We start from the raw sequence: 22,070 nt of genomic DNA, 5'->3' as shown, positions 1-22,070 counted from the left end.
GAGAGGCGCCCGTGTGGTGTCACGAGCGCCGATTGGTGATCCGACCGTCAGCGCTTGCCTTAAAGCCTTAACGCCACCGTGCGGACGGTTTCGCAGACGGTGTATAGTCGAAGTCTTTGACGAAAGGAAATGTCGGTTGCACCCGACGCTTCGATGGCAGGGTCTCGATATCCTGGTTGATCACACCATCCGTCAGCGCCATCAGGTTGGGGTTGGACAGTGGCTGAAGCTCTGGCGACAGATAACCGGACTTCACGACGAGCAATCGCACCTTGGCAGGATCGATGCCGTGGCGCATGAAGTCTGCAATATTGTGGTAGGGACGACGCCGGGCTGCAAGAATAAGCGTGATACCGCCAATCTTGACGACAGCCTGCCGTTCGTCGGCTGGGCCGGGATCATCGAGGCTGATGACCTCGGCACCGACTTCAACGAAGGGGCTGGCCGGATCGAGCGAACCACCGATCTTGAGGCTGAGCGTCTTGCCGATGCCGGCGGCAAAGCAGGTTTCCACCGCCGGACGGTCGGTAATGCCGCCGATGACCGCGCCCTCGAAGCCGCGCAAAATCAGCGACTTCAACACATCCGCCCTGTCTCCAACGCCGCCACCGGTCGGATTGTCGCCTGAATCAGCAAGGATGACGGGTTGGGTTTCGGCTTTTTCTGCCAGATCTAGCATGGCTTCGAGATCGCCGGTAACGGGACCGAAGCGAAAATCCTGCCTTGCCTGCCAGTAGGAGAGTGCAATCTCTTCGGCGGCGCGTTTCGCTGCCTCGGGATTTGACCCCGTGACCACGGCGCAGGCCGTTGCCCGTGGCTCGTCCGCCCAGACATAGCCAACCATCAGATTGGCATCCCAGACACCCTCAGTCCGATCATGCTCCGGCAGGCGGTGGTAGAGCGACTTTGCGGGTTCGTCTTCCGTCGAGGTTTTCTCGCCGGGCAGCAGAACCGGAACCGGAGCCCACGCGACGCCCGGTTTCTCTCCCGTTTTCAGCATCCTGATCAGCATAGACCAGGCGCGCTCCATCGTCTCGCGCACATCGATATGCGGCGCGGTGCGATAGGCGGCGAAGATGTCGATCTGATCGACGATCTTCTGAGTGACGTTGCCGTGCAGGTCGTAGCTCACAGCCAGCGGAATATCCGGGCCGATGATCGAGCGCGCATTGGCAATCCAGTCGCCTTCGGCATCGTCCATGCCTTCGACATTCATCGCTCCGTGCATGGCAAGATAGAGACCATCGAGGGGCAGGGTGGCCCGTAGCTTGTCGGAGAACTCTTGTTTGAAGGCCTCATAGGTGGCCCGAGAGACCGGGCCGCCTGGAATGGCGCGGGCATGGAGGAGTGGATGGATCTCCACGCCTTCGGTCGGCAGGAAGCTGAAATACTCAGCACCGGTCAGATTGTCCCCGCGAATCACGCGAAAGTCTTCGGGCTGCATCAGAACCGGAGAATAGGTGGAGCACTCCGTGTGAATGCCGCCGACTGCAATGCGTAACACCATGGTGCCGTCTCCTATCAAAGCTTGGGGCTAAGGCGCACAAGCGCCGAGAAGCGATCCCAATCTTTACGCTCACGCGGCGTCCACGCGGCTTCCGCCACTGCCGGCAAGCGCGGGAAGACCAGATGATTGAAATAATCCCGGTTGAGGAAATGCTCTGTCCAGATGCAGGCCTGGACGCCACGAAGACGTGGCTTCAATTCCTCGGGAAACTCGCCGACGGCCTCATAATGATAGGTGTGGTGCGGCGGCACGGTACCGGCCCAGCTGGCGCCCGGCTCCTGCCAGGCCTCGTCCTGCACCATGTCGAGATAATAGGCCTGTCCCGGTGTCATCACCACGTCATAACCCTGTTGAGCCAACTCGACACCGACCTCCGGCGCACGCCATGCCATCAGCAATGTGCCGTCCGGGTTGACGCCGCCGCCGTGGGAGACCTCGTCCCAACCAGCCATGCTCCGGCCTCTGTCCGCCAGCATTTTCTGAACCCGCTTCATGAAGTGGCTCTGCAGCCCGAAGGTGCCGTCGAGCCCTTCCCTCTCCATCAGCTTGCGGGCCAACGGCGAGGCCATCCAGGTGTTGTCGGCCACTTCGTCGCCGCCAATATGGATGAGCTTTGAAGGGAAGAGCTCAACCATCTCGTCGAAGACCTTGCCGAGGAACACATAGGTCTCTTCAATTGCAGGATTGAGCGCGTTGTTCGGGAAGCCTTGAACCGAGCGGTAGCTGTCTGGCGCTTCCTGACCATCGATCAGTTCGGGAAGAGCGACCAGGATCGCGGTGCTGTGGCCGGGAATATCGACTTCCGGGACGACTTCGACATTCAGCTCGGTCGCATGGGCGACGATGGCAGCGACGTCGGCCTGGGTGTAGAAGCCCTCAACCGGCTCTGCTGCATTGCCGAGTTGCGGCAGCATCGGCTCGTCCGGCCCGCGCTTGACGCCAACGGTCGTCAATTGAGGATAGGCGCGAACCTCAAAGCGCCACGCCTCATCATCGGTCAGGTGCCAATGGAAGACATTCATTTTGTACCAGGCCAGAATATCGATGAGACGCAGCACGTCTGGCGCTGGAGCAAATTGGCGCGACACATCGAGGTGGCATCCGCGCCATCGGTAACGCGGCTCGTCTTTGATGGTGCCCAAACCCGGGAAGTGGAACAGTGCCGCATTTCGGCGCGCGCCATCATGAAGCTGCGCCAATGCCGTCAGGCCGTATTGACGGCCCGCATTGCCGCCATAGGCGAGCAAGATCTCATCTTGAGCAAATGTCAGTTCATAGGCTTCTGCCGCGAGTGAACCGCTTTGCTGAAAACGAACAGCCTTGCCCTGTTCGACGGCAACCAGCGAAAATGGCTGATGGGCTACAGAAAACAGACGGCGATGAAGGCCGAGGACGGTATCCATCGCCTTCACGTCGGAGAGGGCACTGCCTTCTGCCGGGTAGAGGGCGACGGGTGTTTCGCCGGCTTGCAAGTCCGCCTGTTTCGGCCAAGGCAGAAGCGAAAAGGGTTCGGTGACGCGTCCTTCCGGCAGGAGCGGCTTTTGCGGCTCGCTGATCCTGCCTTCCAGCATCAGGTCGGCAACATCGATAGTGTGATGGGTGCCGTCGGAGAATGTCAGATAGGCGGATTTTGCCCCATCGGTTCTGTGCTTGGCCGGGCGCCAGAGACCGCGCACGGTGAAGCGCCAGCTGGCGCCGGGCTCCAGGACGAAGCCGGCAGGCGGTGCATATTGGTGGAAGTTGGCGTTGCGCAGCAGGAACGTCGCGTTCTCGCAAGATGGGTCATCCATCACGCGCGTCAATGCCGTATAGGCGAGCTTGAAGTCGCTGATCGGCTTGTCAGTCAGGTTGACGAGGGTGAAGACAAACCCGCCTGAAGGGTCGCCCTCAATGGGATGCCATGCATTTTCGAGGCGGAATCCGGTCTTGCTCATCGTCGTTCCCTTGATTTTATGCGTGTTCAGTAATGTTCGGATTGCGAGAAGGTGTGGGCCAACTCGGCCTGGCCCGCCGTCAGTCCGCAATCGACAGGCAGGCAGATGCCGGTGATCGCGGCTGCCTGATCGCTCGCCAGGAAATGGACGGCATTGGCGACGTCATGGGTGGTGGCGATACGGCGCAGCGCATACCAGCGCTTGACCTCTTCGAAGACATTCGGATTGGCTTCGGCGCGTGCTTCCCAGGCTTGGGTGCGCACGGTTCCAGGCGCGACTGCGTTGGCTCGTATTCCGAATTTTCCGTATTCGACCGCGATCAACTTGGTCAGATGGATCAAGCCCGCCTTGGCGGCGCTATAGGCCGGGTGGCCGAAGACGGCCATGCCATTGACGGAGGCGATGTTGACGACGGAGCCTTGTGTTTCCTTCAGGTCATTTTCGAGAGCCCGGAAGGTCAGGAATGCAGCCTCAAGGTTGAGGCTTGAATCCATGCGCCAAATCTCTGGCGTCGTGTCGTGTAGGGAAACGGCACGTGCCGCACCGGCATTGTTGACGAGGGTGACGACCTTGCCGAGGGTTGCGAGGTGACTTGTCAAGGCCGCTAAGCTGTCAGCGCTGGTGACATCGGCGACGATTGTCACATAGGCGGATCCGCCGCCAAGCGTGGCAACCGCACTTTCCAGAGCGCCCGCATCGATATCGACAAGCGCTATCAGGTCATGGCTCGCTGCGAGCCGGGCAGCGATTGCGCGCCCGATATCACCGGCAGCGCCGGTCACCACGGCGATGCGCTTATGGGTCGTCATAGTGTCAGTCTCCCAGTATCTGGCGATCGTCGCCGCCATCGCGATGCTCCAGCAATTGCTGCTTGATCTGGCGCAGCGTGATGGTGGAGTGCTTACGGTTTTTGTAGGCCACGAGGCTGGCAATCACGTCGATCACGGCGAGATAGGCAAAGCGCGTCGAGGTGGGTCGGTAAATGTTATCGCCCTCGGGAAGGTCGATGCCGACGACATGATCTGCGAGTTTCGCGACCGGGCTTTTCAATTGAGTGAGCGCGATGGTGCGGATGCCATTTTCTTTTGCCAGCTTGAAGCAACGCATCAGTTCCTGATTGCGGCCGGAGAAGGACGAGCCGATGATCACATCGCCCTCCTGCGCTGCCGCTGTCAGCATAAGCTGCATATTATGATCGTTGCTGGCGGTGATGCGGGTGCCTAGCCGAAAGAGCCGGTTCTGAAATTCGGTTGCTACCATGGACGAATTGCCGCCGGAGCCAAAGGCATAGACCATTGTCGCCGCTGCGATCCGGTCGGCCACGGTATCCAGCGCCTGTGGATCGAGCGCGCGGTGCATCATGAAGAGCGCGTTCTGGGCTTTGGTGATGATGTCTTCGGCGACATCGACCGCAGCCGTGCTCTTTGCTTCCGGATTGAGGTAACGCACACCGACATAGGCCGTCTTGGCAAGACGAACCTTGAAGTCGGCAAAGTTCTGGCAGCCAAGCCGACGGCAGAAGCGGGTGACGGTCGGCGGAGAGACATCCGCCTTTTCCGCCAATTCGATGATCGACGCGCCGACGGCGAAGTCGAACTCGTTCAGCAATATCTCCGCGATGCGCTGTTCGGATGGCGAAAACTGCGCTCTTTCATCCTGAATGGTCGCGAAGATATCCATCGGCCTGCTTTCAGGACTTGGGTTTATAGGCGATGCAGTCGATCTCGACCTTGCAGTCCACCATCATCGAGGCCTGGACGCAGGCGCGCGCTGGCGGATGTTCACCGAAATAGCTCTGATAGATGCGGTTGAACGTCCAGAAGTCACGCGGATCATCCAGCCATACGCCGCAGCGCACGACATGCTCGACGCCGTAGCCCGCCTCATGCAGAATGGCGATCACGTTCTCGATGGTCTTGTGAGTCTGTTCGATGATGCCGCCGGAAATGATTTCACCATTTTCCATGGCGACCTGGCCGGAAACATGTAGCCAGCCATCGGCCTCGACCGCGCGTGCAAAAGGAAGTGTCTGTCCGCCTGCGCCGGATTTTTCAGCGCCATATCGTTTGATGCTCATGGGATGGGCTCTTGCAAATTATTTTCGTTCTTCATTGACAAGTGACCATAGAAAACGGATTTTTGCCAGAGATTTTTGGTTGTCATGAAAATTATTTAGATATGGAGCCCTCGATGCGCGATCCCTTCCAAAACCCCTTTCCAGCTTCGGACAGCGCACGATACGCCATCTGGGAGATGCTTGTCCCGCGCGATATCGATGCGTTTCTGGCTGCGGATTGGTCCATGGTTGCGGATGATTTCGTGGAAGATGGTTTCATCGGGATCAGCGGCAATCGCGAACCGAACCCCGACAAATGGACGCTGGCTTTCCCCAACCTTTCAGCATATCGCGATGAATGGCTGAAACAGGCTCAAGAGTTCGCTGAAGGCACCTATGGTGAAGATCCGCGCACGGCTATCTTTACCACGACGACCCTGGAAGAGATCGAGATTTCCGGCGAGACCGCGCTGGTGCGTAAGAAATTCGACGGTAGCATCAAGAAGGCAGACGGCTCTACAGACCTGATGAAGTGGCAGACGCTCTATTACTGCCGCTTGGATGAGGGCCGCTGGAAGATTTCCGGCTTCACCGGTTATCTGCCGAACCCCATGGGCCAATGATTCCCGCCATTCGTTAGCAAAAAAGGCCCAAGCTCTTGCGCATCTTTACCGCGGCTCTCGCCACCGAGACCAATACTTTCGCGCCGATCTGTATCGACAGGCGGGCTTTCGAGGAATCGCTTTACGCGCCTCCGGGTCAGCATCCTGTCACCCCCACGCTGTGCACCGCGCCAATCACTGTTGGTCGCGCGGTCTGTGCTGCCAAAGGCTGGACGCTGATCGAAGGAACCGCAGCCTGGGCTGATCCGGCGGGTTTGATCAACCGTCAAGCCTTTGAGAGCCTGCGTGACGAAATTCTCGATCAGTTGCGGGCGGCAATGCCCGTCGATGCGGTGGTGTTGGGCCTTCATGGCGCCATGGTTGCGGATGGCTATCTCGACCCGGAAGGCGATCTTTTGACGCGCGTTCGCGAAATCGTCGGGCCGGATATTCTGGTTTGCGCCGAGCTCGATCCTCACAGCCATCTGACGAGCAAGCGCGTCGATGCCGTGAACTTCTTCGTCGTCTTCAAGGAATTTCCGCATACGGATTTCGTCGATCGCGCCGAAGACCTCTGGCGTATCGCAGTGGATACGCTGGAAGGGCGGGTCAAGCCTGTCATGTCTGTGTTTGACTGCCGTATGATCGATGTGTTTCCGACGTCACGTGAACCAATGCGTGGCATTGTCGATCGCATGATGGCCTTAGAGAAGCAGGACCCGGAGGTGCTATCGCTTTCCGTCATTCATGGCTTCATGGCAGGCGATGTGCCGGAAATGGGAACGAAGACCATCGCGGTCACCGATGGCAATGCAACCAAGGGGATGGCGCTGGCGCGCTCGATCGGGCTTGAGCTTTTCGACAAGCGCGGCACCTTCATGATGCCGCAGATTGGTGAGACCGAGGCTGTGTCGCTTGCGATGAAGGCGGACACATCGAATGGACCCGTTGTCATTGCCGATGTGTGGGATAATCCAGGTGGTGGCACGGCGGGTGATGCAACGGTGCTGCTGCGTGAACTGATGGCTCAGGGCGCGACGAGCGTGGCTGCCGGTCTTGTCTGGGATCCGATTGCCGTACAAATCTGCATGGCGGCAGGCGAGGGGGCGGAAATCCCGTTGCGCTTTGGGGCGAAATCCGCACCCAATACCGGCGATCCGATCGATGCCTTGGTCAAGGTCGTCAAAGTGGTCCCCAATGCAGAGATGAAGTTCGGCGACAGCATCGCGCCCTTCGGTGACGCGGCACATATTCACTTTCAAGGTATCGATGTGATTTTGGGAACAGTGCGGGTTCAAAGCTATGATCCATCGCTTTTCACCGCTCTCGGCATCGATCCGCTCTCGAAAAAGATCCTGCTGATCAAGTCGACCAATCACTTCTATGCCGCTTTTTCCAAGATCGCCTCGCAGATTCTTTACTGCTCTGCGGGCAAGCCTTATCCGAACGATCCGGCGACCAATCCCTATCGCCGCGTCAGGCGCGACATCTGGCCGATCATTCAAGACCCGCACGGCACCAAAGCGGCCTGACGTCACCGATGATCGTGAACGCGGCAGATGCTGTCTCGGTGTCCATCGGAATGAACACATAAATTAAGGGCGCTTCCTTCAAACAAGGAAACGCCCTTAACTTTTATCTGCGCTTCAATCCGCCTTTAAAGCATGCCGCGCAAAAGTGTGCGGCGGTTTTGCGATAACGGCATGCGATAACAAAGACCTAAAGCGTATGAGCGAATCTGAAAGGTCGCAATATGCTTTAGACTAAACAGGGATCAAGCCAGAACTGGCATTTCCTGTGTCTTCCAGTCGATGCGACGTTCCAGCGCGTTGCCTTCGCCATCGAAGAGATGGCAATCCGCGCCGTTGATCGCGACCGAGACGGGCTGCTCGACCGCAACCGGCGCAGAGCCTGGAAGAAGCGCACACCACTGCTGGCCGGAGGACAGTGTCGAATAGGAGATGGTGTTGATGCCGAGCCGTTCGATAACGCTTGGGATGGTGGTAATGGTCATGTCGCCGGTGCCGAGGCTGAGGTGTTCCGGGCGAATACCAAGCGTCAGCGTATCGCCGGCCCGCACTTGTCCGCGCGCCACAGGCACCGTCAATTGCTTGCCCTCGTAAGCAATGGTCACACCGGTGTCGGAGGCTTCCACGCAGGTCACGGGCAGGAGGTTCATCTTGGGATTGCCGATGAAGCCTGCGACGAAGAGATTGTCCGGCTTGTGATAAAGCTGGAGAGGCGAGCCGACCTGGGCGATGCTGCCGGCATTGAGAACGACGATGCGGTCGGCCATGGTCATGGCTTCCACCTGGTCGTGGGTCACGTAGATCATCGTGGCTTTGAGCTGCCGATGAAGCTTGGTCAGCTCGATACGCATGTCCGAGCGCAGCGCGGCATCGAGGTTGGACAGCGGCTCATCGAACAGGAAGATTTTCGGTTCGCGGACAATCGCGCGGCCGATGGCGACGCGCTGGCGCTGGCCGCCCGACAGCATGCCAGGCCGCTGCTCGAGGCGATGCTCTAGCTGGAGAATTTTCGCGACCGCATGCACCTTTTCGCGGATTTTATCCTCCGCCATCTTCTCGACACGCAGCGGGAAGGCGATATTTTCGAAGACGGTCATGTGAGGGTAGAGCGCGTAAGACTGGAAGACCATGGCGATTCCACGCTCGACCGGCGGCTTATCGTTGACGCGGATATCGTCGATGACGATATCGCCGTCACTGATCGATTCCAGGCCTGCAATCATGCGCAGCAGCGTTGATTTTCCGCAGCCGGACGGGCCGACGAAAACGACGAATTCTCCGTGCGGAACATTGAGTTGCACGCCTTTGAGAACTTCAAAGTCGCCGTAGACTTTTTTAACGTTGTTGAGATGAAGCTGACCCACGATCGTCTCCAGAGGGCCGTTTGCACCCAGTGCATTCGGCAGCGCTGTTGGTGTACCGCAAGGCTGTTCGATCCATGCGGTGGTGTCGAAGGGGACGCTGGAACCAGCGCCCCCTTCGGTTCGGTCTTACTTGTACTGCTCGAGTTCGCCCGACGCCTTTTTCAGCGCGGCTGCAGGTTCAGCCTTGCCGGTGACGACAGACTGGACCATCTCGATCATGGTGTTCTGGAAGCCCTTATAGTCGGTGAAGAGCGGCTCAGGACCACCGTAAGTGATGCCCTCGATCAGAGGCTTCCAGTAAGGGTCCTTTGCAACGAATTCATCGACCTTCGCGGAAGGACGCAGAGGCGTCAGGCCGGCGTCGCCCTGAAGCTCATACTCGCCCTGGGGGCCAGGAGAGGTGATGAACTTGGCGAATTCGATCGCCTTGTCTTCCACGCCCGAGCCCTTGAAGATGGCAAGGCTATCGGTGATGAGCAGCGTGCCTGGGCCCTTGGCCGAAGGGCCGAGCGGGAGTGTTGCGATACCCCAGTTGATGCCGGTCTTCTTCAGACGCGAAGCTGCACCCGAACCAGCCTGGATCATGCCGACCTTGCCGTCGAGGAAGATAGCGCGAATTTCGTTCTGCTCGTAAGCCGTTGCGCCTTCCACGGAGTAAGGCGTGATGTCCTTGTAGGCCTGAAGAGCTGCCAGCACTTCGGGGCTATCCATGACGATCTTGTCGCCATCGATGACCTTGCCGTTGTTGGTGTAAACCCAGTGCATGAACTGGTGCATGGTGTTGTCGAAGGTCTTGGCAGGCAGGCCATAACCGGCAATGCCCGTCTTTTCCTTGATCTGCTTGGCAAAGGCGATTTCTTCCGCCCAGGTCTTTGGTGGCGTTTCAGGATCGAGACCTGCCTTCTTGAAAAGGTCTTTGTTCCAGTAGAGAGCCTTGGTGGAGAAGGCGATCGGAACGCCCCACTGTTGGCCGTCAACGGTAACCGTGTCGACGATGTGCGGGTAATAGGACTTCTTTTCCTCATCCGTTATCGGGACGGGAACGATCATGTCGTTCTCAGAGAATTGCTTCAGCGTGCGCGAGCCGACATAGGCCATGGCGGCTGGAGAGCCGGATGCTGCAAGCGTCGTTGCCTTGTCCTGGCACTGTTCCCAGCCCACGACTTCTGGCTTGACGGTCCAGCCTTCGTTCTTGCTTTCCCATTCCTTGATGTACTTCTCATGGATCGGGTCGATCTTGTCGCCGCAATAGATCCAGGAGATTTCCTTGTCGGCAGCCTGTGCAGACATGGCGCCCAGTGCTGTGGAAGCAGCAAGGCTCAGCGCGTAGAGGGTAAACTTGAATTTGGTATTCACGGTCAGTCTCCCATTCTCTGGTGGTTGTTTTATTGTTTCACCGCGCCTGCGGTCAGTCCGCTGACGAGATAGCGTTGCAGGAAGAAGATCACGATCATCGCCGGCGCAATGCCGACGAAACTTGCGGCCATGAGTTCGTTCCAGATGACCTCTTGGCGGCCGAAATAGGCGAACAGGCCAACCGGCAGAGGCATATATTCAGATTTTGAGTTGAAGGTTAGCGCGTAGATGAATTGTTGCGCATAGGAGCCGATGAACGTCGTGATCGCGACCACCACGATGCCCGGCATCGCGATCGGTATGATCACGCGGCGCAGCGTGTAGAAATAGCCGGCGCCATCGACATAGGCTGCTTCATCCAGTTCGCGGGGGATGCGCATCATATAGGTTCGCAGCAGCCAGATAGCCGACGGGATGAGGAACGCCACGCCCGGTACGATCATGGCGAGATAAGTATTCAGCACGCCGATCGAGCGCATCAGGCGGAAGAGCGGGATCAGCAGGACCGCGCCCGAAAACATGTTGACGGCAAGAAAGGCGCCGAGCAACAGACCGCTGCCGCGAAACTCGAAACGGGCAAACGCGTAGGCGGCAGGAATGACCAGCGCCAAGACAATGGCCGTAACGATCCCTGAGATAAAGAACGAGTTGAAAATGTAACGGGCAAAGCCCGGTACGCTCACCCACATCGTTCTATACGCTTCAAAGGAGCCGTTTTCCGGCCAGAAGCGATAGGGTGACGAGAAGAGCTGGCTGAGCGGCTTCAGCGACACCAGAAAGCCTTCGACAAAGGGCGACAGCACGAAGATCAGGAACAGCGCGATGCCGCAATAGATGGCGAGGACTTCGTACCATTTATAGCGGTTGATCAGTGCGGGAGGAGGTGTCATCGCTTGTCTCCGGCGGATAGCTTGCTGACAATGCGGAAGTAGGCAAGGCAGAAGATGGACAGGAAGATGCAGATCAACACGGCGCGTGCAGCACCCTCACCATACTTGTAAGAGCCGATCGCGGTCTTGTAGGTATCGATAATCATCGTCGTTGTTTCGCCGTTCGGACCGCCGCGGGTCAAAATCCAGATGATGTCGAAGGAGTTGAAGGTCGAAATCAGCGACAGCATCGACATGGTGATCATGGACGGGACGAGAAGCGGCAGCGTAATGCGGCGGAAACGATAGAAGCGTCCGGCACCATCCACCCATGCAGCTTCGTAAAGATCCTGGGGAACGGCCTGCATGGCGGCGAGAAGGTAGAGCGTCACCATCGGCACGCCGATCCACACATCGGTTATCACGGTTGCCCAGAACGCGGTGGAGCCCTGCGCCAGAAAGGCAACTGGTCCATCAACCAAGCCGGTGCGCTGGAGCATGCCGGAAATCATGCCAAACTGGCCATTATACATCCAGCCCCACATGAAGATGCCAATTGCCATTGGGACGATCCAAGGTGGCATTGTCAGAATGCGGAAGATCGCACGGCCTGGTACTGCGGCATTCAGCATGGTCGCGCCGAAGGTGCCGATGATCATCTTGATGGCGACCGAGAAGAACGTCCAGATAAAGGTACGGATGATGACTTCCGCAAAAGTAGCGTTGAAAATCTTCTCGTAATTTACCCAGCCAACCCAGTTGGTGGTCTTCTTCAGCGATGCGTCGGTAAAGGACAGAATAAAGGTATCGACAAGCGGGTAGGCGACAACCGCAAGAACGTAGAGAAGGGCTGGCGCCAAAAGCAGCCATGCAAAGAAAACGGCGCTTCGTCTGGTGTCCATGATCACCCTTTCATCAGGCGGAGCGCTTTTGCGCGTCTTCGGTGCCGTGGAGGCAAGCGTCGTACTTTGCCCAGACCGGCGCGAGATCGACCACCTTGCGGGCAGCACGCGCCTCGTCCATGGCAATCGCCAGGATGCCCGCTTCAATCGCGTCGAGCGCCGAAACAGGAAGAGCAGCCCCGGTCGTAACATGTGCGAAGACGTCGGCTGCCATCTGCTCGTCTGCCCCGTAATGGTGCGACTTCGCCGATGGCGCTTGATAGGTGTTGCCGATCAGCTTGGCGCTGTCATGGGCGCGGTGAACGTCGAGGAAGCCCCGGACGAAATCGCCTTCCGCCATGCCCTTTGCGCCGACGACGCAGAAGCGGCGGAATTCATCAGGCACGTTGAGGTTCGTGTGGAATGCCAGTGACGCACCGTTTTCGTATTCGACGATGGCGGTCTGGAAGTCGATGATGTCTCCGTCGCTATCGAACACCTTGTCGGCACCCATCCAGCCGCTTGGTTTACGGAAATAGACCTCGAGATCGTTGACGCCGCTATTCTGCGGAGCGTTTGTCGGCACAAAGCTGCGACGTCCGCCGAAGCTTGAGACATAGCGGGGGCGCACGCCCATCACGCCGTTATAAAGGTCGAGGTCGTGGCAGCATTTTTCCAGCATGAAGCCGCCAGCATACTTGTCGTAACGGCGCCAGTCTCGCATGAAGAACGCGCCGTGATAGGGCGCGATGTGCTCGGAGGCTTCGATCGAGGCGATATCGCCGAGAAGTCCCTGAGCCTGTGCCTGCCTAAGATCGCGGTAGAGCGGCGAGTAGCGAAGCACCAGACCGACCATTAGGCGGTCCTGACCATACTGGTTCAAAAGCCGTGCGAGTTCGAAGCTCTCTTCGATGGTGGTAACGATCGGCTTTTCGGTGAAGACCTTCAGGCCTGCTTCCAGACCGATGCGGATATGTTCCAGATGGAATGTGTTGGGAGAGCCGATCATGAGAAGATCGAAGGTTTCCTTCGCGATCATCTCTTCAGGCGTTTCGTAAGCGCGGCCAGCCGAAATGTTTTCTGCTTCCAGCTGCTTCATGCCTGCTGGCTCGGGGTCGACATGGGCGACGATCTCAAAATCAGGATCGATTTCCGTGAAGACCTGGCCGAGATAGCCAAGGCGGAATCCGAGTCCGATTATTGCGACTTTCATGGCTTTGCAGCTCCCCTTTTCGTAATTTATTTTCGTAGCCTGTTGCAAATTTCCCGTATGGTCAACCGGAAAAACCGCGATCGATTGTAGCTATGAAAATAATTTTCACACTCAGAATTGTTTTCTTGGTCTCCGCCTTTATGGGGCGTGAGCGATGAACGTCTAAACACTGGAGTCTTGGGCATTTCCCCTCGCCAGCCACTTTCGGTTTTCCGCAGGCCGGTCGTCGTTGTTAATAACTAATACCAAAAAAATACCTGCTGTCTACAGTGGAACAAAAATTTCTTCAGAAGTGGTCATGGAATAGATGTTCGGCGTTGGAATCGCTGCTATTTTACCGATTTTCGATTGATTGGTTCTGCATATTGCCAATGTGGCGTTGTATTGGTATCTGTTTTGGTATGGTGTCTGAGAGAGACGATTTCCGCCATGGGAGGTGGGACTATCGCTTGGGCACAGATCGGAGAGGCGCAATGGACGGTGTTTTACCGTTTGGTGAATTGCAGGCATTAAGAGGCGGGCCGCTTTACCAGAAGTTGCGCCGCCTGATCGAGGATGCTGTCTCCACGGGCCGGCTGAAGCACGGGGATGCGCTACCGGCAGAACGGGATATCGCCGACGCCGCAGCGATCAGCCGGGTGACGGTCCGAAAGGCCATCGACGAATTGGTCGAGCAGGGCATTTTGGTGCGCAGGCACGGGTCTGGAACCTTCGTCGCCAAGCCGGTGCCGAAGATGCAGCAGCCCTTGACGCGTTTGACCTCCTTTACAGAAGACATGCGTCGTCGTGGAATGGTTGCAGGATCGCGGTGGCTGGAGCGCGGGCTCAAATTCCCGACCCCTGAGGAAACCATGATGCTTGGCCTGTCGGGCGGGGCGCGTGTCGCACGGATCCTGCGTCTGCGCACGGCCGACGATATGCCGATTGCACTCGAGCGCACCAGCCTTCCGGACGATCTTCTGCCTGAGCCTGAGAAGGTGGAAGATTCGCTTTATCTCGCGCTGGCTGCCCGCGACATTCGCCCGGTTCGCGCCAATCAAAGAATCTCCGCCGTGCTGCTGCGCGATGACGAAAGCGAACGGCTGGAGGTTCCACCGGGCTCCGCTGCGCTTTCCGTGCAGCGTATCGCCTATCTCAATACGGGGCGCGTGATGGAAGTGTCCACCGCGCTTTATCGCAGCGACGCCTACGATCTCGTCGCAGAACTCACGATCGGCGCCTGATCAAAACCGAGAGGCCATACTGATGACGACAATGATGCGACGCGAAATCGACGAAATCCCCCAGGCCGTAGCCCGGCTGCTGGATGCCGGGAAAGACGATATTTCGCGGGCAGGACACGCTCTTGCGGCCCACGATCCCGCCGTTGTGGTCACGGTCGCTCGTGGCTCTTCGGACCACGCAGCCTATTTCCTGAAATATGCCATAGAGCTTGAACTCGGTCTGCCGGTCGCGTCTCTCGGTCCCTCGCTGGCTTCGATCTACAAGGCGCCACTGCGCCTGCAGCGGGCGGCAGCCTTCGCGGTCTCGCAGTCGGGTGCAAGCCCAGATATCGTCTCGATGCTTGAAGGTGCAAAGGCAGGCGGCGCATTGACCGTATCTCTCGTCAATACGACACCATCCCCTCTCGCCGACACTGCCTCGATTGCGCTCAATATCCAGGCTGGGCCAGAAATTGCGGTTGCCGCGACCAAGTCCTATGTCAATTCGATCGTTGCCGGACTGGCAGTTCTCGGTGAATGGAGCGGCTCGGACTCCCTGAAGAGGGCGGTGGCAGCGCTGCCCGATCATCTCGACAAGGCGCTTGCGCTCGATTGGAGCGGGCTGGTGGAACCGCTGGCGAAGGCAGAATCTCTTTATATGCTTGGCCGTGGCCCGGCACTCGCCATTGCGACGGAAGCAGCGCTGAAATGCAAGGAAACCTGCGAGCTGCACGCGGAAGCCTACTCATCGGCCGAGGTGCTGCATGGCCCGGTTTCGCTGGTTGCCGAAAGCTTTCCCGTGATTGCCTTTGCCGCACGTGACAAGGCGGAAGCCTCGATTGCCGAAACGGCATCCGGTCTCGTCAGCAAGAATGCCAATGTCTATCTGACATCCGACAAGGGCAGGGGTGCCACCGTTCTTCCCTTCGTTGAGACGGGTCACCCGCTGACCGATGCCTTGGCGCTGATTGTCCCTTACTATGGCATGGTTGAAGCGCTGTCGCGTGCGCGTGGCTTCGATCCCGACAAGCCTGCTGCCCTCAAGAAGGTGACGGAAACACGATGAATGCTTCATTCGCGTTGTGTGGCGGCCGGGTTTTCAACCACGCCACTTTTCTGGATGGCTACGCGGTTGTCGTTGAGAATGGTCGCATCAATGCCATCTTAGCTGAGGCGGATCTCTCTTCCTCCATCGAGCGGCGCGACGTTGCCGGTGGCCTCGTCGTTCCAGGATTTATCGATCTTCAGGTGAATGGCGGCGGCGGTGTATTGCTGAATAATCAGCCCGACCTCGACGGCATCCGAACGATCTGCTCTGCCCACGCAGCCTATGGCACCACCGCTCTTCTGCCGACCGTGATTACCGATACGGTCGATATCCGCGCAAAGGCCGTTTCTGCCGGTGTTGCTGCCTTTGCGGAAAAGGTGCCGGGCTATCTCGGTCTTCATCTTGAAGGTCCGCATCTGTCCGTCGCTCGCAAGGGGACCCACGATCCTTCGCTGATCCGCCCCCTTGAGAGTGACGATCTGCATTTCCTCGTCGACAAGGCCGGTCACTTCGGTGAGGCCCTGATCACGCTAGCGCCCGAAAGCGTCTCAGCCGCCGATGTCACCAAACTGGTTGAAGCCGGATATGTCGTGAGCCTCGGTCACACCAATGCGAAAGCGCGTGACATTTTGCCTTATGTCTCGGCTGGCGCATCCATGGTCACGCATCTCTTCAATGCGATGAGCCAGATGGAAAATCGCGAGCCGGGGCTGGTCGGTGTGGCACTCGCCAACGGCCGCTTGTCCTGCGGTCTTATTGCCGATGGGTTCCATGTCGATCCCATCGTGATGCAGGTGGCGCTCGCTGCCAAGCAGGGGCCGGGCCGGATATTCCTGGTGACGGACGCCATGTCGACCATCGGTACCGATCAGCAAGGGTTCCTCCTCAACGATCGTGAAGTGTTCCGACGTGGAGGGCGTTTGACGCTTGCCGATGGCACGCTTGCGGGCGCCGATATCGATATGCTGTCCTGCGTGCGTTTCGCCCATGAGCATATCGGATTGCCCTTGACGGAAGCCCTGAATATGGCCTCGCTCTATCCGGCGGAGGCGATTGGTTGCGCCACCAAGGGCAGTCTCGCCGTCGGGATGGACGCCGATGTCCTGGTGTTGAAACAGGATCTGAGCCTGATGGCGACCTTCATCGCCGGCGCTTGCGTCTTTGGTAACGATTTCTCACAAGGGGCTGCGGCTTGATCGTCTGTTTCGATATTGGCGGCACCGCCATCAAGGGCGCTGGTGCATGGGCGGTCGATGACATCCGCCCGGTTGCGCGGCGGCAAACGCCGATCCATGATTTCGATGCCTTCGTGAACGTGTTGAAATCCGTGATTGAAGACATCGGAGAGAACCCGGACTGCGTCGCGCTGTCGATTGCCGGCGTCATCGACCCCGATACCGACCGCGCCAACATCGCCAACATTCCCTGCGCTCATGGACGGCTGTTGAAAAAAGACCTCGAGGCAGCGCTTGGGCTTCCCGTGCTGATTGCCAATGATGCGGACTGTTGCGCGCTTGCGGAATATGGCGCAGGGGCAGGGCGCGGCCATCGCGTCGTCTTCGGCGCTATTCTCGGGACGGGCGTTGGCGGCGGCCTCGTTGTGGATGGCAAACTGATCAACAGCGCCGGTGGCTTCGCGGGGGAGTGGGGCCACGGTCCCGTTGCTGCCACACGTGCCGGAAATCCGCCTGTAGAACTGCCGCGCTTTACCTGCGGTTGCGGACTCGATGGATGTGTCGATGCCATTGGCAGCGCTCGCGGCATGGAGAAGCTCCACCGTCACCTGACCGGCACCGATATGAAGGCGGAAGAGATTCTGGACGCATGGCAGGGCGGCGATGAAAAAGCTGCGCGCACGATCGAGATCTATATCGATATCGTGTCCGCTCCCCTGTCGCTCGTTATCAATATGACCGGCGCGACCATCGTTCCTGTCGGCGGGGGGCTTTCCAACTCGTTGCCGCTGATTAAGGCGCTCGATCAAGCTGTGAGAGCGAGAATTCTCCGCAAATTCCAACGTCCGGTCGTGGTCAAGGCTGAATGTGCCATCGAGCCCGGCCTTGTCGGTGCGGCAGTCCTGGGGTTGGCATTCACCTCGTCTGACGGTTAATTCCTAAGAATGAGTTCGCCGCGCAATCTTAGCTGCTTGCTTACAATGTCGCAGTGGCAGCGTGAGACTGAGTAACGGTATTGTCTCCCACCCACCGGGCCGCAGGCTCGATTCCGCCGAGTGGGAATAAATGGAGCTGCGATATCAACGACGCCGGATTTTTCTCGACGTAAGCGGTGAGCGCCTCCACCATCTCGGTCGGCTCATAGGGCATGAGCAATCGCGTCACGTCCAGAGCCCGCTTTTGCAGCACCTTCAATGAAGGGCCGACGCCGCAGGATATGGCGAACTTGATCAGGGTCTGAAGTTTGGCTGGCCCCGCAATCCCCACATGGATCGGAAGGGTAATGCCAGTCTCGGCGATCCGTTCCGCCCATGTCGTGATGACCGCGGGCTCGAAGCCGAATTGCGTGACGATGGCCATCTCGGCGTCGGTCAGGCGAGAAAAGTCCGCTTTCCATTTCAACGCGCTATCGACATTGCGCGTCGTGCCGTCCGGATCGATATCACGGCTCCCTTCCGGGTGACCTGCCACATGCAGGCGTTTGAAACCATGCCGATCGAAGAGGCCGCTCTCCAGCAACTGGATCGAGCTTTCGATTGAACCGACGGGACCTGTTTCTCCACCGCCGAGCAGCAGGGCCTCGGTCACATCGGCCTCATGGCGATAGAGTTCTATCCAACTCTCCAGAGTGGCGATGTCGGGAATGCTGCGTGCCGGAAAGTGCGGCATGACAGCAAAACCGTCCTGGCGAAGGCGCTTTGCCGTGGCGACCATATCTTGGATCGATGTTCCCGCGATATGGGCGATATAGACCCGTGTTCCAGCGGGAAGAAATTTGGAAAAGTCATTGATCTTTGCGGCGGTCTTCGGCGTCACCTCAATGGAGTAGGGATTGAGCAGAGCGCTGGAGGATTTTGCACCAGCGCCGCTCTTGTTCTTCGCCCGATCGGTGAATTTCAGTATTGCCATATGCTGATTTTCTTTCTGCCTGCCACGCGCCAGGTTTAGAGGAGCCGCCATTTCCGAGCCAGATCTGCAATTGGACTGCGCCTGATCTGGGGTAATCGGCCTGTTTGCTCTTTTTTATCCATCCCATAGAATCTCGCAGAACGATGTCAGGATATCTTTACTCTCTTGCTTAAGAGTGGTGCTCCAAACTGCGACGTAACGAGACGCTAGAAGATAAATTTGACCATTTTTATTTGATAAGAGGCAAAAGTGAGAGCCAGATGCTCTTGAGCACGGAAAGTGCGGATCATTTCGAGGCAGACGCGCCAGCACGGCCGGCCAGAGTTGTCTGGTACCAGTCGTTGTTCTGGAAGATTACCGTTTCGCTCGTGTCCAGCATTGTGCTTGCCTACCTTGTTGGTGCCGCTGTCGGCTGGATCATGGTCGAGCGGGACTCGCTCGACCAGTGGCGTCGAGAGGCAGAACTGAACGCGCAGGTGACGAGCTCTGCGATCCGTACGATCTACACCTTCATCTCCATCGACAGTGATAATAGCGGCCAGATCGTCAAGATTACCAGCGAACGACCGCTGGGGGATGATGCGTCCATTCTGGATACTGGCTTCAATCCCGGGGATGTTCTGGCGCTTGCGGCTGCGCAAACCAAGAACAATGTCTGGATTTTTCAAAAGGACCCCACTGGAGAGACCTTCACCAGTTCCGCCGACGCGTTGGGGGACGTGGAAAATATCTCGTTGAAGCTGCCCGAAGACACGGCATTGGATGCATTTTACGTCGGCTTTGCCGAACTCGGTACCGTGCGGCACTTCATCGCTTTTGTTCCCGTGGTCAATCAAGACGGAAAGCTGCAGGGCGGTGTGGTGACGACGATCGGCGAGGCATCCGAGCTTCTCGAAACACAAACCAAGCTTCTGCATAACTCCCTTGCGCTTCTCATCACCATTCTGTTCGTAACTGGTGGGGTCGTTGCGCTTATGATGCGCAAGGTCTTCATGCCGGTGCCCGCGCTGATCGAAGCGTTGACCAAAATCGCCCATGACGACACAGCCTCGGTGACGCCATTTCAGCATCGCAACGACGAAATCGGTCGGGTGGCGGTCGCGATTGAGAAGGTTCGCGAAGCGGTGGTCGAGCGGGAGAATTTGCGCCAAATCCGCGACGTGGCAAAACAGATGGAGCATCTTGCCCATCACGATCCACTGACCGGACTACCGAACCGTGCCTTCTTCAGCAAGCGTCTGGAAGGTGAGATCGCAGAGTTGGCGAACGGCCATCGTTTCAATCTCATGCTTCTCGATCTCGACCGCTTCAAGGCGGTCAATGACGTATTGGGCCACGCCAGCGGTGATGCTCTTCTCGTTTCCTTCGCAGAGCGCCTGCTGCAATTGATCGGGCCGCAGGACATGGTCGCCCGGCTTGGCGGTGACGAATTCGCAATCCTGCAGATCGTCCGGAAAAATGCGGTGCGTGAGGCCGGTCGCCTGGCGAAGGGTATCATCGCTTCTGCATCGCGGCCCTTTGTGTTGTTGGGCAAGGAGGCGTCCGTCGGAGCCAGCGTCGGCATTTCGATAGCGCCGCTTCACGGTCATGAGATGTCCGAATTGCTCAAACACGCGGACGTGGCACTTTACTCCGCCAAGTCCGAGGGCCGTGGGAATTTCCGGTTCTTCGAACACGGAATGGAAATGTCGAAAGAACAGGACCACGAACTGCAGCAGGATCTCGACCTTGCGGTTCAGCGGGACGAACTGGTGCTGCACTATCAGCCGATCTTCTGTTTCTCCAATCCAGAGCCCGTCGCCTATGAAGCGCTTGTGCGCTGGCAGCACCCGGTTCGCGGCTGGGTGACACCCGACGATTTCATTCCGCTGGCCGAGAAGACCGGCCAGATTTGTGCAATCGGCGACTGGGTGTTGAAGCGCGCGTGTCAGGAAGCCATGCGACTGCCAAATGACGCAACAGTGGCCGTCAACATCTCGGCGATCGAACTACAGCAGGGTGATCTTGCCGAAAAGGTTCAAAGGGCACTGACGGATAGCGGCCTGCCAGCATCGCGGCTCGAGATCGAGTTGACGGAAACCGTTCTCCTGTCAGGAGCCGAGGCTACCACATGTCTGCAAGACATCCGGGCGCTTGGGGTCAGGATCGCGCTCGATGATTTCGGAACTGGCTACTCAAGCCTCGCCTATCTGACCAAGCTTCCGATCGGCAAGATCAAGATCGACCGCAGTTTTATCGCCGAAGCGATGAGCAACACGCAGAGCCTCGCAATCATTCAGGGTCTCATTCACATCGCCGCAGGCCTTGGATTAAAAACGACGGCTGAAGGCGTGGAAACGCAGGAACAGCTTTCGCTGCTTCGCGCTGCCGGATGCGACCTTTTGCAGGGTTATCACCTCGGTCGCCCAATGCCTCTATCGGAGATTGAAAACCTAAAGCATTCCGATCCTGTCAAAATAGCTCACGGTTAGAAAAATGGAATTTTTTCATATTTTTAGATATTTCTGGTCAAGACGGTCGCGTTTTCTCTCGGTCCCGCTCACTCTGCTCGCATGCAACTTTCCTCTGTCGCTGACTGCGCAGGCCGGCAGTGTTGCGAACTCGACCGTCGATAAGATTAAGCAGACGAAGACGATCACCATCGGACATCGTACCGATGGGGTCCCTTTCTCCTATGTCACGGCGGATGGTACTGTGGCAGGCTATTCCATCGACATCTGCAAGGAGGTTGCCGAGTACATCCGGGATGCGCTCAAACTTGACAGGATCAAGGTCGATTACGCTGTTGCCACGCCCGGAACCCGCTTCGTGCTGGTCAAATCTGGCAAGGTCGATATGGAGTGCGCCGCAACGACCAACAATGCGGAAAGACGCAAGCAGGTGGCATTCTCTTATCCGCACTTCTACAGCGCCACGCGTTTTGTGGCGAAGAAGGCGAGCGGCTTCAACACGATCCAGGATCTCGCAGGTCGATCCGTCGCCTCGACGACCGGCACCATCAACATCGAGCAGCTGCAGGACGTCAACAGAACTCACAATCTGAACATCTCGGTTCTGATCGCCAAAGTGGATTCCGAGGGCTTCGCAATGGTGAAAAACAACCGTGCATCCGCCTTCGTCATGGACGATGTTCTTCTCGCCGGACAGGTCGCTTTTTCGGATGCACCAGAGGAATATGCGATTTCACAAGACAAGTTCGGACCCGCCGAACCCTATGGAATTATGTTGCCCAAGGATGACGTTGCATTCAAGACGCTGGTCAACGAAGCTTTGTACAAGATTTACACGAGCGGCGAGATAAACAGCATCTACGATAAGTGGTTCATGTCTCCGGTGCCGCCGATGAACCGCAATTTCAATCTCCCGATCTCGGAGGAACTCAGGGCGGAATTCAAGAATCCAGCGGAGTATGATCAATGAACTCGA

Annotated in this window: 19 protein-coding genes; 8 read left to right on the top strand and 11 right to left on the bottom strand. The window is 57.8% G+C overall.

The window, feature by feature from the left end; genetic code table 11:
• Positions 1-67: 67 nt before the first annotated feature.
• Genes QE408_RS02315 through QE408_RS02295 form a run of 5 tightly spaced genes read right to left on the bottom strand, consistent with a single transcriptional unit; the run spans position 68 to position 5,518 of the window.
• The gene (locus tag QE408_RS02315) at positions 68-1,507 is read right to left on the bottom strand and encodes a M81 family metallopeptidase (protein WP_306928207.1); all 1,440 of its coding nucleotides are present in this window, start codon (positions 1,505-1,507) and stop codon (positions 68-70) included.
• Between the two features lie 14 nt (positions 1,508-1,521).
• Positions 1,522-3,441 carry a beta-N-acetylhexosaminidase gene (locus tag QE408_RS02310; protein WP_306928204.1) on the bottom strand — a complete coding sequence of 640 codons (1,920 nt, stop codon included), beginning with the start codon at positions 3,439-3,441 and terminating at the stop codon, positions 1,522-1,524.
• A gap of 26 nt (positions 3,442-3,467) precedes the next feature.
• A complete protein-coding gene (locus QE408_RS02305; RefSeq protein ID WP_306928203.1) occupies positions 3,468-4,250 on the bottom strand; it encodes an SDR family oxidoreductase in 783 nt (260 codons plus the stop codon).
• Between the two features lie 4 nt (positions 4,251-4,254).
• Positions 4,255-5,121, bottom strand: coding sequence for a MurR/RpiR family transcriptional regulator (locus QE408_RS02300; RefSeq protein ID WP_306928201.1), 867 nt, complete (start codon positions 5,119-5,121; stop codon positions 4,255-4,257).
• Positions 5,122-5,131: 10 nt separating this feature from the next.
• Complete coding sequence (locus QE408_RS02295) at positions 5,132-5,518, bottom strand: RidA family protein (protein ID WP_062424125.1); 387 nt, start codon at positions 5,516-5,518, stop codon at positions 5,132-5,134.
• Positions 5,519-5,631: 113 nt separating this feature from the next.
• Here QE408_RS02295 and QE408_RS02290 point away from each other — a divergent pair, with 113 nt between their 5' ends.
• Positions 5,632-6,120: a hypothetical protein gene (locus QE408_RS02290; RefSeq protein ID WP_306928199.1), complete on the top strand. Its 489-nt coding sequence runs from the start codon at positions 5,632-5,634 to the stop codon at positions 6,118-6,120.
• A 35-nt stretch (positions 6,121-6,155) separates the two neighbouring features.
• On the top strand, positions 6,156-7,631 hold the full coding sequence (locus QE408_RS02285) for a M81 family metallopeptidase (RefSeq protein ID WP_306928197.1): 1,476 nt from the start codon (positions 6,156-6,158) through the stop codon (positions 7,629-7,631).
• A gap of 242 nt (positions 7,632-7,873) precedes the next feature.
• Here QE408_RS02285 and QE408_RS02280 read toward each other — a convergent pair whose 3' ends face one another.
• The 5 genes from QE408_RS02280 to QE408_RS02260 form a co-directional block, all read right to left on the bottom strand.
• Complete coding sequence (locus QE408_RS02280; RefSeq protein WP_306928195.1) at positions 7,874-8,992, bottom strand: ABC transporter ATP-binding protein; 1,119 nt, start codon at positions 8,990-8,992, stop codon at positions 7,874-7,876.
• A 126-nt stretch (positions 8,993-9,118) separates the two neighbouring features.
• Positions 9,119-10,282 (bottom strand): ABC transporter substrate-binding protein, encoded by a 1,164-nt coding sequence (locus tag QE408_RS02275; RefSeq protein ID WP_306930155.1) that lies wholly within the window; start codon positions 10,280-10,282, stop codon positions 9,119-9,121.
• A gap of 95 nt (positions 10,283-10,377) precedes the next feature.
• On the bottom strand, positions 10,378-11,238 hold the full coding sequence (locus QE408_RS02270; RefSeq protein WP_306928194.1) for a carbohydrate ABC transporter permease: 861 nt from the start codon (positions 11,236-11,238) through the stop codon (positions 10,378-10,380).
• Positions 11,235-12,119 carry a carbohydrate ABC transporter permease gene (locus tag QE408_RS02265; RefSeq protein WP_306928193.1) on the bottom strand — a complete coding sequence of 295 codons (885 nt, stop codon included), beginning with the start codon at positions 12,117-12,119 and terminating at the stop codon, positions 11,235-11,237. Before QE408_RS02265 ends, QE408_RS02270 begins: the two co-directional genes overlap by 4 nt.
• A gap of 13 nt (positions 12,120-12,132) precedes the next feature.
• Positions 12,133-13,311, bottom strand: coding sequence for a Gfo/Idh/MocA family protein (locus QE408_RS02260; protein ID WP_306928192.1), 1,179 nt, complete (start codon positions 13,309-13,311; stop codon positions 12,133-12,135).
• A 473-nt stretch (positions 13,312-13,784) separates the two neighbouring features.
• Here QE408_RS02260 and QE408_RS02255 point away from each other — a divergent pair, with 473 nt between their 5' ends.
• From QE408_RS02255 to QE408_RS02240, 4 genes are read left to right on the top strand one after another with little or no spacing between them, the layout of a single operon-like run.
• Positions 13,785-14,534, top strand: a complete 750-nt coding sequence (locus QE408_RS02255) for a GntR family transcriptional regulator (protein WP_306928191.1) — start codon at positions 13,785-13,787, stop codon at positions 14,532-14,534.
• 22 nt (positions 14,535-14,556) lie between these two features.
• Positions 14,557-15,579, top strand: coding sequence for an SIS domain-containing protein (locus tag QE408_RS02250; protein ID WP_306928190.1), 1,023 nt, complete (start codon positions 14,557-14,559; stop codon positions 15,577-15,579).
• Positions 15,576-16,757 carry an N-acetylglucosamine-6-phosphate deacetylase gene (gene nagA, locus QE408_RS02245; RefSeq protein ID WP_306928189.1) on the top strand — a complete coding sequence of 394 codons (1,182 nt, stop codon included), beginning with the start codon at positions 15,576-15,578 and terminating at the stop codon, positions 16,755-16,757. Before QE408_RS02250 ends, nagA begins: the two co-directional genes overlap by 4 nt.
• Positions 16,754-17,671: an ROK family protein gene (locus QE408_RS02240; protein ID WP_306928188.1), complete on the top strand. Its 918-nt coding sequence runs from the start codon at positions 16,754-16,756 to the stop codon at positions 17,669-17,671. The genes nagA and QE408_RS02240 overlap by 4 nt, the downstream gene beginning before the upstream one ends.
• A gap of 40 nt (positions 17,672-17,711) precedes the next feature.
• Here the strand turns inward: QE408_RS02240 and QE408_RS02235 are convergent, their stop codons facing one another.
• Positions 17,712-18,644 (bottom strand): methylenetetrahydrofolate reductase, encoded by a 933-nt coding sequence (locus tag QE408_RS02235; protein WP_306928187.1) that lies wholly within the window; start codon positions 18,642-18,644, stop codon positions 17,712-17,714.
• Positions 18,645-18,904: 260 nt separating this feature from the next.
• On the opposite strand from QE408_RS02235, the gene QE408_RS02230 reads away from it, so the two are divergent.
• Complete coding sequence (locus QE408_RS02230; RefSeq protein WP_306928186.1) at positions 18,905-21,115, top strand: EAL domain-containing protein; 2,211 nt, start codon at positions 18,905-18,907, stop codon at positions 21,113-21,115.
• A 4-nt stretch (positions 21,116-21,119) separates the two neighbouring features.
• Positions 21,120-22,064 carry an amino acid ABC transporter substrate-binding protein gene (locus tag QE408_RS02225; RefSeq protein ID WP_306928185.1) on the top strand — a complete coding sequence of 315 codons (945 nt, stop codon included), beginning with the start codon at positions 21,120-21,122 and terminating at the stop codon, positions 22,062-22,064.
• The last annotated feature ends 6 nt before the right edge of the window (positions 22,065-22,070 follow it).

It is taken from the genome of Agrobacterium larrymoorei, assembly GCF_030819275.1.
In the GTDB taxonomy this organism is placed as follows: domain Bacteria; phylum Pseudomonadota; class Alphaproteobacteria; order Rhizobiales; family Rhizobiaceae; genus Agrobacterium; species Agrobacterium larrymoorei_B.
This window is presented reverse-complemented; position numbering and strand designations above follow the sequence as displayed.

Excerpts from the sequence above, each read along its gene's own strand:
- QE408_RS02275 (WP_306930155.1), bottom strand. The coding sequence starts at position 10,282 with ATGTCTGCACAGGCTGCCGACAAGGAAATCTCCTGGATCTATTGCGGC.
- QE408_RS02225 (WP_306928185.1), top strand. The coding sequence starts at position 21,120 with ATGGAATTTTTTCATATTTTTAGATATTTCTGGTCAAGACGGTCGCGT.
- QE408_RS02290 (WP_306928199.1), top strand. The coding sequence starts at position 5,632 with ATGCGCGATCCCTTCCAAAACCCCTTTCCAGCTTCGGACAGCGCACGA.
- QE408_RS02230 (WP_306928186.1), top strand. The coding sequence starts at position 18,905 with ATGCTCTTGAGCACGGAAAGTGCGGATCATTTCGAGGCAGACGCGCCA.
- QE408_RS02265 (WP_306928193.1), bottom strand. The coding sequence starts at position 12,119 with ATGGACACCAGACGAAGCGCCGTTTTCTTTGCATGGCTGCTTTTGGCG.
- QE408_RS02315 (WP_306928207.1), bottom strand. The coding sequence starts at position 1,507 with ATGGTGTTACGCATTGCAGTCGGCGGCATTCACACGGAGTGCTCCACC.
- QE408_RS02255 (WP_306928191.1), top strand. The coding sequence starts at position 13,785 with ATGGACGGTGTTTTACCGTTTGGTGAATTGCAGGCATTAAGAGGCGGG.
- QE408_RS02235 (WP_306928187.1), bottom strand. The coding sequence starts at position 18,644 with ATGGCAATACTGAAATTCACCGATCGGGCGAAGAACAAGAGCGGCGCT.
- QE408_RS02250 (WP_306928190.1), top strand. The coding sequence starts at position 14,557 with ATGACGACAATGATGCGACGCGAAATCGACGAAATCCCCCAGGCCGTA.
- nagA (WP_306928189.1), top strand. The coding sequence starts at position 15,576 with ATGAATGCTTCATTCGCGTTGTGTGGCGGCCGGGTTTTCAACCACGCC.
- QE408_RS02295 (WP_062424125.1), bottom strand. The coding sequence starts at position 5,518 with ATGAGCATCAAACGATATGGCGCTGAAAAATCCGGCGCAGGCGGACAG.
- QE408_RS02305 (WP_306928203.1), bottom strand. The coding sequence starts at position 4,250 with ATGACGACCCATAAGCGCATCGCCGTGGTGACCGGCGCTGCCGGTGAT.
- QE408_RS02310 (WP_306928204.1), bottom strand. The coding sequence starts at position 3,441 with ATGAGCAAGACCGGATTCCGCCTCGAAAATGCATGGCATCCCATTGAG.
- QE408_RS02300 (WP_306928201.1), bottom strand. The coding sequence starts at position 5,121 with ATGGATATCTTCGCGACCATTCAGGATGAAAGAGCGCAGTTTTCGCCA.
- QE408_RS02260 (WP_306928192.1), bottom strand. The coding sequence starts at position 13,311 with ATGAAAGTCGCAATAATCGGACTCGGATTCCGCCTTGGCTATCTCGGC.
- QE408_RS02270 (WP_306928194.1), bottom strand. The coding sequence starts at position 11,238 with ATGACACCTCCTCCCGCACTGATCAACCGCTATAAATGGTACGAAGTC.